The sequence below is a fragment of the Tsukamurella sp. PLM1 genome, from assembly GCF_023168325.1.
In the GTDB taxonomy this organism is placed as follows: Bacteria; Actinomycetota; Actinomycetes; order Mycobacteriales; family Mycobacteriaceae; genus Tsukamurella.
This window is the reverse complement of the sequence record NZ_AP025688.1, coordinates 3,006,720-3,018,539: the sequence shown is the minus strand read 5'-3', so window position 1 is coordinate 3,018,539 and position 11,820 is coordinate 3,006,720. Positions and strand designations below refer to the sequence as shown.

Annotated in this window: 11 protein-coding genes and 2 pseudogenes; 9 read left to right on the top strand and 4 right to left on the bottom strand. The window is 71.4% G+C overall.

Annotated features, from left to right (window positions below):
* Nucleotides 1–74: 74 nt before the first annotated feature.
* The gene (locus MTP03_RS22890) at nt 75–203 is read right to left on the bottom strand and encodes a hypothetical protein (RefSeq protein WP_256465305.1); all 129 of its coding nucleotides are present in this window, start codon (nt 201–203) and stop codon (nt 75–77) included.
* Here MTP03_RS22890 and MTP03_RS15505 point away from each other — a divergent pair.
* The 9 genes and pseudogenes from MTP03_RS15505 to MTP03_RS15465 all read left to right on the top strand — a co-directional run bounded on the left by MTP03_RS15505 (nt 184) and on the right by MTP03_RS15465 (nt 8,318).
* Nucleotides 184–1,124, top strand: a pseudogene (locus tag MTP03_RS15505) (substrate-binding domain-containing protein). The gene MTP03_RS22890 and the pseudogene MTP03_RS15505 sit on opposite strands and share 20 nt — an antisense overlap.
* On the top strand, nt 1,124–2,182 hold the full coding sequence (locus tag MTP03_RS15500; RefSeq protein ID WP_248489012.1) for an ABC transporter permease: 1,059 nt from the start codon (nt 1,124–1,126) through the stop codon (nt 2,180–2,182). The pseudogene MTP03_RS15505 and the gene MTP03_RS15500 overlap by 1 nt, the downstream one beginning before the upstream one ends.
* Before the next feature lie 4 nt (nt 2,183–2,186).
* Complete coding sequence (locus MTP03_RS15495) at nt 2,187–2,999, top strand: ATP-binding cassette domain-containing protein (RefSeq protein WP_248489011.1); 813 nt, start codon at nt 2,187–2,189, stop codon at nt 2,997–2,999.
* Between the two features lie 4 nt (nt 3,000–3,003).
* Entirely contained in the window at nt 3,004–4,161 is a 1,158-nt protein-coding gene (locus MTP03_RS15490; RefSeq protein WP_248489010.1) for a Gfo/Idh/MocA family protein, read from the top strand.
* Between the two features lie 25 nt (nt 4,162–4,186).
* Nucleotides 4,187–4,483: pseudogene (locus MTP03_RS15485) on the top strand (Gfo/Idh/MocA family protein); the annotation flags it as partial.
* A gap of 265 nt (nt 4,484–4,748) precedes the next feature.
* Entirely contained in the window at nt 4,749–5,327 is a 579-nt protein-coding gene (locus MTP03_RS15480; RefSeq protein ID WP_248492367.1) for a hypothetical protein, read from the top strand.
* Between the two features lie 33 nt (nt 5,328–5,360).
* Complete coding sequence (locus MTP03_RS15475; RefSeq protein ID WP_248489009.1) at nt 5,361–6,311, top strand: sugar phosphate isomerase/epimerase; 951 nt, start codon at nt 5,361–5,363, stop codon at nt 6,309–6,311.
* Nucleotides 6,312–6,354: 43 nt separating this feature from the next.
* Nucleotides 6,355–7,308 carry an inositol 2-dehydrogenase gene (gene iolG / locus MTP03_RS15470; RefSeq protein ID WP_248489008.1) on the top strand — a complete coding sequence of 318 codons (954 nt, stop codon included), beginning with the start codon at nt 6,355–6,357 and terminating at the stop codon, nt 7,306–7,308.
* Complete coding sequence (locus MTP03_RS15465; protein WP_248489007.1) at nt 7,305–8,318, top strand: Gfo/Idh/MocA family protein; 1,014 nt, start codon at nt 7,305–7,307, stop codon at nt 8,316–8,318. Before iolG ends, MTP03_RS15465 begins: the two co-directional genes overlap by 4 nt.
* 35 nt (nt 8,319–8,353) lie before the next feature.
* Here the strand turns inward: MTP03_RS15465 and MTP03_RS15460 are convergent, their stop codons facing one another.
* The 3 genes from MTP03_RS15460 to MTP03_RS15450 are packed head-to-tail and all read right to left on the bottom strand — an operon-like array spanning nt 8,354 to nt 11,781.
* The gene (locus MTP03_RS15460; RefSeq protein ID WP_248489006.1) at nt 8,354–9,766 is read right to left on the bottom strand and encodes an MFS transporter; all 1,413 of its coding nucleotides are present in this window, start codon (nt 9,764–9,766) and stop codon (nt 8,354–8,356) included.
* Between the two features lie 39 nt (nt 9,767–9,805).
* A complete protein-coding gene (locus MTP03_RS15455; RefSeq protein WP_248492232.1) occupies nt 9,806–10,555 on the bottom strand; it encodes an SDR family oxidoreductase in 750 nt (249 codons plus the stop codon).
* Nucleotides 10,556–10,590: 35 nt separating this feature from the next.
* The gene (locus MTP03_RS15450) at nt 10,591–11,781 is read right to left on the bottom strand and encodes a phytanoyl-CoA dioxygenase family protein (protein WP_248489005.1); all 1,191 of its coding nucleotides are present in this window, start codon (nt 11,779–11,781) and stop codon (nt 10,591–10,593) included.
* Nucleotides 11,782–11,820: the final 39 nt, after the last annotated feature.

Genomic DNA, 11,820 nt, shown 5'->3' with positions numbered 1-11,820 from the left:
ATGTGCGTATGTCTGAACAAACACTAGGCAAGCGGTGTGATCTGTACTACATTCAGCTCAGCGAGTGGGTCGTCTCACTCGGTGAGGTCGAAGGATACAGCAATGAAGAAGACCACGCAGCGGCCGCGGAGGCTCCGCAGCCTGCTCGCCGCGACGGCGGCCGGCACGGCCGCGCTCATCACGGTGGTGGGGTGCTCGAGCACCGGCGGCGCACCCGCGACAACGGTGACGGTGGCGCCGGGGTCGGCTCGGCCGGCACCAAGCGCCTGACCATCGCCATGGTCACGCACCAGCAACCCGGCGACACCTTCTGGGACCTCATCCGCAAGGGCGCGGAGATGGCGGCCAAGAAGGACAACGTCACCCTCCGCTACTCCAACGATCCGCAGGCGCCCAACCAGGCGAACCTGGTGCAGGCGGCGATCGACAGCAAGGTCGACGGGATCGCGCTCACGCTCTCCACGCCGAACGCCTTCCAGGCCGTCGTGCAGAACGCGCAGAAGGCCGGGATCCCGGTGTCCGCCTTCAACGCCGGGTACAACGATTACGCGCGGATGGGGATCCAGCAGTACTTCGGCCAGGACGAGACCACCGCCGGCGTCGCTGTCGGCGAGCGGCTCGCCGAGGAGGGCGCGAAGAAGGCCATCTGCATCATCCAGCAGCAGGGCCAGGTCCAGCTCGAATCGCGCTGCGCGGGCGTGCGGACCGGCCTCGCGGGCGGCACCGTCGAGAACCTCAACGTCAACGGTGAGGACATGACCGACGTGCAGTCGAAGGTCAACGCCAAGCTGCAGCAGGACCCGAGTATCGACACCGTCGTCGCGCTCGGTGCGCCCTTCGCGCTGACCGCGACCCAGGCGGTCGAGGGGGCGGGGAGCAAGGCGCGCATCGTCACCTTCGATACCAACGCGGCCCTGGTCGGCGCCATCCAGAACGGGAAGGTCGCGTGGGCCGTCGACCAGCAGCCCTACCTCCAGGGATACCTCGCCATCGACTCGCTGTGGCTGCAGATCATCAACGGCAACACCATCGGCGGCGGCCAGGCCGTGTTCACCGGCCCGGCCTTCATCGACAAGACCAACGTCGACAAGGTGGCCGAGCTCGCCAAGGGCGGTACCCGCTGATGACCACCGACGAGGCGCTCGACCTCAGCACACACACGCCGGTCACCGATGAGCGGGTCAAGAAGCAGAAGCCCCTGCAGCGGCTCATCCTTCGCCCCGAGGTGGGCGCGCTGATCGGTGCGATCGGGATCCTGATCTTCTTCCTGATCGTCGCCCCGCCCTTCCGGAGCCCGGAGGCCTTCGCCACCGTCCTCTACGCCAGCTCGACGATCGGCATCATGGCCTGCGGCGTCGCCGTGCTCATGATCGGCGGCGAGTTCGACCTCTCGACCGGGGTGGCGGTGACCTTCTCGTCGCTCGCGGCGTCGATGCTCGCTTACAACCTCCACCTGAACACCTGGGTGGGATCCGTACTCGCCCTGGGGCTGTCGCTCGCGGTCGGCGCGTTCAACGGCTACATGGTGATGCGCACCAAGATCCCGAGCTTCCTCATCACGCTGGCCACCTTCCTCATGATCACCGGCATCAACCTGGCGGTCACCAAGATGGTCACCGGCCAGGTCGCCACCCCGACCATCGCGGACATGGAGGGATTCGGTTCGGCGCAGGCCGTCTTCTCGTCGACGATCCACGTCTTCGGTGTCGGGATCAAGGTGACGGTGCTGTGGTGGATCCTGTTCACGGTGGTCGCCACGTACGTTCTCATGCGCACCCGCGTGGGGAACTGGATCTTCGCCGTCGGTGGTAACCAGGATTCCGCACGGGCCGTGGGCGTCCCGGTCACCAAGGTCAAGATCGGCATGTTCATGTTCGTGGGCTTCTGCGCCTGGTTCGTCGGGCAGCACCTGCTGTACGCCTACGACACCGTCCAGTCGGGGCAGGGCGTCGGCAACGAGTTCCTGTACATCATCGGCGCCGTCATCGGTGGCTGCCTCCTCACCGGCGGGTACGGCACTGCGGTGGGCGCGATGATCGGCGCCTTCATCTTCGGCATGGTCAACCAGTGCATCGTCTACGCCGGCTGGAACCCCGACTGGTTCAAGTTCTTCCTCGGCATCATGCTGCTGTTCGCCGTGATCGCCAACAACGCATTCCGCAACTTCGCCGCGAAGAGGTGACCCCATGACCACGGACGACATCACGGCCGAGACCCCCGAGACCGGCGACGACAAGGTCGCGCTGATCGAGCTCAAGGACGTCGGCAAGCAGTACGGCAACATCATCGCGCTCAAGGGGATCAATCTCCGGGTGTTCCCCGGCGAGGTCACCTGCGTGCTCGGTGACAACGGCGCGGGCAAGTCGACGCTGATCAAGACGATGGCCGGGCTGCACAAGCCCAGCGAGGGTGAGGTCCTCGTCGACGGCGAGGTCACCACCCTCGACTCGCCGAAGGACGCGCTCGCGAAGGGCGTCGCCACGGTCTATCAGGATCTCGCAGTCGTGGGCCTGATGCCGGTGTGGCGCAACTTCTTCCTCGGGCAGGAGCTGCGTTCGGGCTTCCTCAAGAGTCTCGACGTGCAGACCATGCGCGCGACGACGAAGGAGGAGCTGTTCAAGATGGGCATCGACCTGCCCGACGTGGACGCGCCGATCAGTTCGCTGTCCGGCGGCCAGCGGCAGTGCGTCGCGATCGCCCGGGCGATCTACTTCGGTGCGCGGGTGCTGATCCTCGACGAGCCCACTGCGGCGCTGGGCGTCAAGCAGTCCGGCATGGTGCTGCGATACATCACCGCGGCGAAGGAGCAGGGCTTCGGGGTCGTCTTCATCACCCACAACCCGCACCACGCGTACATGGTGGGCGATCACTTCGTCCTCCTCAACCGAGGCCGGCAGAAGCTCGACTGCACCTACGACGAGATCAGCCTGGAGGAGCTCACGTCGCAGATGGCGGGAGGCGACGAGCTCGAGACGCTCAGCCACGAACTGCGTCGGTGAGCGCATGACGGAAACACTCCTCGAACGCTTCGGCCGGCGGCTGCGCGTCGCGATGATCGGCGGCGGGATCGGCAGCTACATCGGTGAGACCCACGCCATCGCGCTGCGCGCCGACGGACTGTGGGATCTGGTCGCGGGGGTCTTCTCCCGGAACCCGGAGACCAATGCGGCCACCGCCCGGTCGTGGCTGGTGCCGCCGGACCGCACCTACGCCGATCACCGCGCCCTCATCGCGGGTGAGTCCGCGCGCGCGGATCGCGTCGACGCGGTGATCGTCGCGACCCGGCCGTCGAGCCACGCCGAGATCGCCTGCGACCTCCTGGCCGCCGGTTTCCACGTGATCTCCGAGAAGCCGCTCACCGACACCGGCGCCGCCGCCGGCCGAGTCGCGGCCGCGGTCGCGGAGTCGGGCCGCAGGCTCCTGCTCACCCATTGCTACAGCGGCTATCCCATGGTGCGCCAGGCGCGGGAGATGGTCGCCCGCGGCGACCTGGGCCGGATCACACTGGTCGAGAGCCGGTTCGCCGGCGGGATGTACGCGGCGAGCACGCCGCCCGGCTCGTGGCGCGTGGACGGGACCGAGGGCGGGGTCACCGCGCTCATCGCCGACCTCGGCACGCACGCGCTGCACCTCGCCGAGTTCGTCGCGGGCCGCCGCATCACGACGGTGCGCGCGGACCTCGCGCGGATCGACCCCGCGCACGCGGCGTTCGACAACGCGTACCTGACCCTCGGATTCGACGGCGGCGCGCGCGGGCGCTGCTGGAGCACCTCCCAGGCGGCCGGGGCGACGCACGGCCTCGCGGTTACCGTCTACGGCGACCGCGGCAGCCTGGCCTGGGACCACGACACCCCGGAGACCCTGTGGTGGCGCGCGGACGGCGAGGCCGATCGTCTGCTCACCGAGGCCGGCCCCGGGGCGAGCCCGGCCGCGCTCGCCGCGGCGCGGTTCACGGCCGGACACCCGGACGGGTACGCCCTCGCCTTCGCGAACCTATACCGCGACTTCGCATTCGCGCTGCTGGCAGAGGAACTCGGCGACGACCCCGCTCCGTACCTGGCCGATCTCCCCGACGTCGACGACGGCGTCCGCACCCTCGCCGTCGTCGAGGCCGCCGTCCGGTCCGACGAGGCCGGGCGCGAGGTCGTCGTCGACGCCTGACCACCCCGATCCGAATCGAGAGAACATGACAGAGCCGATCCGCGTGGCCCTCGTGGGCTGCGGCAACATCGCCCTGGGCTTCCACATCCCCGCATATCTCGCCGCCGACGACCGGTTCCGCATCGTCGGCATCGCCGATCCGACGCCCGAGCGGCTCGAACTGGGCCGCGCGGCCGCGGGACTCACACCCGAGCAGGTGCACGCCGACGTCGCGGAACTGCTGGCCCGCGACGACGTCGACGCGCTCGACCTGTGCACGCCGCAGCACCTGCACCGCGATGTCGCGGTCGCCGCGGCCCGCGCCGGCAAGCACGTGCTGTGCGAGAAGCCGATCGCCGCCGTCCCCGCCGACGCCGAGGCCATGCGCGCCGCCGCAGCGGAGGGGGCACGGTGCTCGCCGTCGTCGCGAACTACCTGTTCTTCCCGGAAGTGGTCGCGCTCAAGGCGATCATCGACTCGGGCGAGCTGGGCGAGATCCGCACGGCGCGGGTCGACATGCTCGGGGTCCTCGACCTGCCCGGCGCGGCGGGCTACCGGCCCGCGTGGCGGCACGATCCCGCGCAGGCGGGCGGGGAGTCCTCGTCGACATGCTGCACGGGGTCTACCTCGCCGAGGCCCTGCTCGGTGCCCGCGCGGAGCGGGTCTCGGCGTTCGTGGACAGCGCGACCGACGGCGACGCCGTCGAAGGACTCGCACTGTGCCGTCTGGAGGCCGGTCGCAGGGCGGCGCTGGTGAACATCGCCTGGGGCATGGGCCAGGGCGGGATCGCGGTCGAGGGCGACCGCGGCCGCGCCGTCGCGCACTACCGGGCGGACGGGACGATGCCGTGGGCGCCGTTCGAATCCCTCACCGTCACGACGGAATCCGGGACGCGGATCGTCGATCTCCCGGCGGGCGCCGAACTCGAGCCGCTCATCGCCGCGTCGATGCGGGACACCGTGCTCGACTTCGCCGATGCGATCGAGGGCGACCGTGCGCCCGTCGTCGACGCCGCGGTGGCCCGCCACATCCTGGAGATCACCGTGGCCGCGTACGCGTCCGGTGCGCTCGGCGCGACCGTCCCGCTCCCGCTCGACGGTGCGCTGTTCGCCTCGGGGTCGCGGGGCTCACCGAGATCGGCGTGCCCGACGACTCCTTCGTCCGTCGCCGCGGTCTGTTCGGCCTGACGGCGCCGGCGGTGTCCGGGATCGAGGTCTGACGTGCAGATCGGACTACTCACGGACAGCCTCTCGGAGCTGACCCGCGCGAAGGCGCTGGACACCGCAGTCGAACTCGGCGTCGAGACCGTCGAGATCGGGCTCGGCGGGGCGCACGGCGGATGGTCGCCAGCGCCGCACGCCGATCTGGCGGAGCTGCTGGACGACGGCGCCGCCCGCACGACCCTCGCGCGCGACGTCGCCTCGCGGGGGCTGCGGCTCGAAGCGTTCAACGCCGCCGGGAATCCGCTGCGCCCCCGGCACGGCGAGCGCGACGCCGCCGTGCTGCGCGGCGCTCTGCAACTGGCCCAGGAGTTCGAGATCGGCACGGTGGTCACGATGTCCGGCCTCCCCGGCTATCCGGGCGACACCGTTCCGCCGTGGATCACCACCGTCTGGCCGCCCGAGAACCTGGAACTGCTGGATTACCAGTGGGAACGCGCGATCGACTGGTGGGGTCCGATCGCCGACGACGCCCGCGCCCGCGGCGTGCGGATCGCCGTCGAGATGCACGCGAACCAACTCGTCTACAGCGTGCCGGGGCTCCTGCGGCTGCGCGCCGCGGTCGGTGACGTCGTGGGCGCGAATTTCGACCCCAGCCACCTGATCTGGATGGGCGCCGATCCGCTCGCCGCGATCCGCGCTCTGGAGGGCGCGATCCATCACGTGCACGCCAAGGACACCCGCATCGAGGACCGCGCCGCGGTCGCATCGCGGCTGGAGACCGTCCCGAACCCGCGCACCGAGGACCGGGCCTGGAACTACGTCGCGGTCGGCACCGGGCAGCCCGACGGAGTCGATTTCTGGGTGCGGTTCATCGCGGGCCTGCGCCACGCGGGCTACGACGGTCCGCTGTCCATCGAGAACGAGGATTACACGCTGGGGCAGCGCGAATCGGTCGCGCTGGCCGTCGAGACGCTGCGTGCCGCGCAGAACCTGGAGGAGGTGCGATGACAGGACCCGCATCGCGGTGTTGGGCTGCGGCCGGATCGGGCGCGTGCACGCCGATTCCGTCGCGGTCACCCGCCGCGCCGAGCTGACGTGGGTGTTCGACCCGGTCGAGACGGCTGCGAAAGAGGTGGGCGAGCGCTACGGCGCCGCCTGGACCACCGACGTCGAGGAGGTCCTCGCGGCCGATGATGTGGACGCCGTCGTGGTCGCCTCGCCGACCCCGACGCACGTCGACCTGCTGACCCGCGCGGTGCGTTCGGGACGGACCGTGCTGTGCGAGAAGCCCATCGACCTCGACATCGCCCGGGTCGATGCCTGTCGCGCCGATCTCGGGGAGCTCACCGACAAGGTGATGCTGGGTTTCAACCGGCGGTTCGACTCCTCGTTCGCCGAGGTCCGCGACCGCGTCGAGGCGGGGGAGGTCGGCCCGCTGGAGCAGCTGACCATCGTCAGTCGCGACCCCGCGCCGCCGCCGACGGAGTACGTCGCCTCATCGGGTGGCCTGTTCCGGGACATGATGATCCACGATCTCGACCTTGCCAGGTTCTTCCTCGGCGAGGTGGTGGCCGTGTCGTCGCTGGGATCGAACCTGGTCTCCGAGGAGATCAGGGCTGCCGGCGATGTCGACGGCGCGATGGTCGTGCTGCGCGGCGCCGGCGGGCAGTTGGCGACGATCACCAACTCCCGGCGTTGCGCCTACGGCTACGACCAGCGGCTGGAGGCGTTCGGCACGTTGGGCGCGCTGTCCGTGGCCAACCAGCACGCGACTTCCGTGTCGTTCTCGGGGGCTGCGCACACCGGCGCCGCGGGGCCGGCGCTGAACTTCTTCCTCGACCGCTACACGCCGGCCTATCGTGCGGAGCTCGATGCCTTCGTCACGATGACCGAGACCGGCGGCGCGGCGTCACCGGGGTTCGACGACGGCCGCGCGGCCCTGGTGCTCGCCGACGCCGCCGCGGAGTCCCTCCGCACCGGAGCCGTGGTCGAGGTCCGGGCATGACGGTGCGCTGGGGCCTGCTGTCGACGTCGGGGATCGGTCGGGTCGCGGCCCGCGCGATCGCCGCCGCCGACGCGGCCGTGCTCGCCGCCGTCGCCGGCCGGGATTCCGGCCGCGCCGCGGCGTACGCGGCCGAGGTCGGGGCGCCCGTCGCGTACGGGACGTACGAGGAACTGCTGGCCGACGCCGGCATCGACGCGGTCTACGTGCCGCTGCCGATCACGCTGCACGCCCAGTGGGCGATCCGGGCCCTGGAGGCGGGCAAGCACGTGCTGTGCGAGAAGCCGCTCACCCTGGATCCGGCTGATGCGGTAGCGGTGTTCGACGCCGCGGAGCGCGCGGGGCGGCGCGCCATCGAGGGCTTCATGTGGCGGCTGCACCCGCAGACGTCGCTCGTCCGCAGCCTGCTCGCCCAGGGCACGATCGGTGACCTGACGCTCGTCCGCGCCGCGCTCAGCGTGAGCGCGCCCGTGGGCGACATCCGGCGCACCACCGCGCTCGGCGGCGGCGCGCTCGCCGACCTCGGCGGCTACTGCGTCAGCGCGGTCCGGCTGTTCGGCGGCGAGCCGTCGACGGTGCGCGCCGTGCGGGTCGCCGACCCCGCCGGGACGGGCGACGGCCACGACCTGCGCGCGTCCGCGATCTTCGAACTCGCCTCCGGCGCAATCGGACTGATCGACGTCGGCCTCGACCTCGAGCGCCGCGACCAGCTCGAGCTCGTCGGTACGGACGGGCGGATCGTCGTCGACGACCCGTGGCTGTGCCGGTTCGGCACCGTCGAGCTGATCCGGGGTGAGCGGTCCGAGCGCCGGCCCGTGGATCCGGACGGTGCCTTCCGGCTCGCCGCAGCGGGTCCGGACAACGAGGACGCCTACCGGATCGAGTTCGAGGCCGCGAGCGCCGCGTTCGCCGGGGCGGCCCCGGCCTTCGGCCGCGACGACGCGGTCGCGCAGGCGCGCGCTCTCGCCGCGACGCGGCGCTCGGCCGCGGAGTCCGTCACCGTCGCCCTGTAGCGAGGGGCGCGGCAGCATCCGGCCCGACGGTGCCGTCACCGTCGGGCCGTGGCGTGTCCGCCCGCGGTCGCGGGGAGCCGGAGCGCGCCCGCGAGCGGGACCAGCAGGAGCGCGGCGAAGGGGACGAACGCCACCCGGTAGCCGAGTTCGACGGCGTCGGGCCCGGCGACGCTCGTGCCGAGTCGCGCCGCCGCGGCGGCCGCGGCGACGCCCAGGGCGGTGCCCACCTGCTGCAGGGTCGACGAGAGGCCGTTCGCGGCGGGCAGCAGGGGCGCGGGCACGTCGGCGAACATGACGGTGTTGTACGCGCTGAAGCCGATCGACCGGACAGCCCCGGAGAAGACGAGCAGCGCGGCGATGACCGGCGTCGGCGTCCCCGCGTGGACCCAGGCGAAGGCGAGCAGCGTCGCCGCGCCCGCGATGATCGACCACACCAGGGTGCGCCGGAATCCCAGCAGCCGGATGATCGGCGAGGTGAGCGGCTTGATCCCCAAGTTGCCGGCGAAGACCGCGGTCACCATGGCGCCGGCCGCCGTCGCGCTCCACCCGAAGCCGGCCTGGAAGAGCAGGACGAACAGGAACGGAGCTCCGGTGATCACGAGGCGGTACACCGAGCCGCTCACGTTGCCCGCGCGGAAGGTCTTGATGCCCATGACGGCCGGGTCGAACAGCGGATGCTCGCGCCGGATCATGCCCCGCGCCGCAGTGGCGCCGAGGAGCACGGCCGCCCCGAGCAGCGCCGTGACGGCCCACGGCCGGTCTCCCTGCAGGAGTTCGACGCCGCCGGTCAGGCACACGACCGCGCCTGCCGTGCACAGGTAGCCCCAGCGGTCGAGCGCGGTCCGGATCCGTACCTCGTTCCGGGGGATCAGCCACGCGCCGCCCACCGCCAGCGCGACCCCGATCGGCACGTTGACCAGGAAGATCCACCGCCAGCCCAGGGCGTCGGTGATGGCGCCACCGAGGGACGGCGCGATCACCGGCGCGATCAGCGAAGGCCACGTCAGATAGGCCATCGCCGCGAGCAGGTCGACCGGTCGCACCGACCGCAGGACCGCGATCCGGCCCACCGGGATCATCAGCGCTCCCGCGACGCCCTGGGCGATGCGGAAAAGGCACAGCCACAGCAGGTCCGGAGCGAGGGCGCACGCCACCGAGGCGACCGTGAACCCGGCGACCGACCACAGGAAGACGCGCCGCGTGCCGTACCGCTCCGCGATCCATCCCGCGGCGGGGATGGCCACCGCAACGGCCAGCAGATAGCCGACGATCGCGGGGCTCACTCCCGCCGGAACGACCCCGAACTCGTCGGCGACGGCGGGCGCAGCGGTTTGCAGCACCGTCCCGTCGAGGTTCTCGAGGAACAGCGCGCCCGCCACGAGGAGCGCGAGCGGGCGGCTGAAGCTCGTCGCCTCGCGCGGCCCGAGCCGCACACCGATCTTCGACATGTCCATATGTTCGGTCAAATGAAGCTGAGGTGCAAGTTCTCAGTCGTACGCGCCGCACACCTGCTGGTCCCAGTCGATCACCGAGCCGGTGACCACGCCACTGCGGTCCGAGAGCAGGAAGACCACCGCCGCCGCGGCGTCCGCGGTGGATGCCAGGCGACCTGCGGGCAGGCCGGCCCCGGCGCGCTCGGCCCAGTCGTCGGGGGCGTCGTGGAACCTCTTCTGCACCAGGGCCTCGCCCTCCGTCTCGGTCCAGCCGATGTTGAGGCCGTTGATCCGGATCCGGTCGAAGCGGTGCGCGTGCGCCGCGTTCTTCGTGAGCCCGATCAGCCCGGCCTTCGCGGCGACGTACGGGGCCAGGTAGGGCTGTCCGCCGTGCGCCGACATCGAGATGATGTTCACGACGGTGCCGGGTGCCCGCCGCGCGCGCATGTCACGCACCGCCGCGGCCATGGTGAAGAAGGGCGCGCGGAGATTGATCGCGATGTGCTCGTCGAAGAGCTCGGGAGTGGTCTCGGTCAGGGTGCCGCGCGACGTGAGACCCGCAGCGTTGCACAGACAGTCGACCCGTCCGAAGGCCGCCACGACCTCATCGACCGATCCCGTCGCCTGCGTCGGATCGGCGACGTCGGCGCGCACGAACAACGCCTGGGCGCCGTTGTCGGCCAACTCGGAGCGCAGCGCCTCCCCGGTGGCGGCGTCCCTCCCGGTGAAGGCGACGCGAGCTCCCGCAGCGGCGGCCTCCCGGACGACCGCGGCGCCCACGCCGCGGCTGCCGCCCGACACCATGACCACCTTGTCCGCCAACTCGGCGGGCCGCGCGATCACGGGCGGTGCCGCTCGTCGAGGGCCGCGAGTTCGGCCGCGAACGCCGCCGGCGCGAGGCCGGCGTCGAGTGCCCGGCGGGTCAGCTCGGCCTGCGTCTCGCCGTGCATGCCGCCCAGCGGCTGGTCCCGGTCCAGGTTCGACGGGAAGGCGTACCCCTCCGCGGAGGCGGCGATGAGGTTCTCCACGCCGCGCGAGTCCCCGCTCGCGGCGAGTGCCACCAGCTCGGGGTAGACGGCACGCAGGATCGCGGAACGGTCCACGGCGTCCATGGCGCGTCCGAACGCGGAGCTGATCTGCAGCAGGTTCGCCATCCGACGGATGCCCGTCGAGCGGTTGGACCCCGCGGCGTGGAACAGCGCGGGGTTGAAGAACACCGCGTCGCCGGCGTGGAGCTCGAGCTGGACGTGGTTGGCCTCGAAGTACTCCCGGAACTCCGGCAGATTGAAGGCGAGGTAGCCGGGCTCGTAGCGCTGCGAGTACGGCAGGTACAGGGTGGGGCCCGAGGAGACGGGCATGTCCACCTGCGCAACGGCGCCCTGGAGGGTGAGCGCGGGGGAGAGCAGGTGCGTGTGCCGTCGGAACCGCTTCGCCGTCTCCGGGGCCATGAAGCCGAGGTGGTAGTCGCGGTGCGGGGACTGCGCGGTCCCGCCGGGGTTCACCACGTTGATCGCGGAGGTCACCTGGTACATCGGGCCCAGCCACGCGGTCGCGACCAGCGCAAGCACGTCGTTCGCGTAGTAGCGGGCGAACGACGCCGGGTCGCGGAGCGCGTGCTTCTGGAGGGCGTTCCAGATCCGGTCGTTGGCCCCCGGCGCGGCGAAGTGGTCGCCCCCGCCGGCACCGGTCGCCCGCTGCGCGGCGATCATGGCGGTGAACAGCTCGGTCGACGCCCGCAGACCGTGCCGGTCGTCGAAGGCGCGGTCGAAGACGACGATGCCGGGGCCCGTCAGGAGTGCCTGGGCGATCTCGTCGGACAGCTCCTCGCGCGCCACCGGATCCGCCGCGGCGTCGACGGCCGCGGCCCCGTAACAGAGGACGCCGCGGACCGCCCGGTCCGCGTACGGGTACAGGCCCAGGTCGGTCTCGGTCTCGAGGAGGGCGGTGAACTCGTCGAGGCGGCAGTCGGCCTCGGTGAACCGGCCCGCGCGGCCGGGTGCACCGGCCCGAGGCGGGAAGGTGGTGGACATATCGGTCATCCTGACGTCGATGTGAAGCGGGAGTGGGGA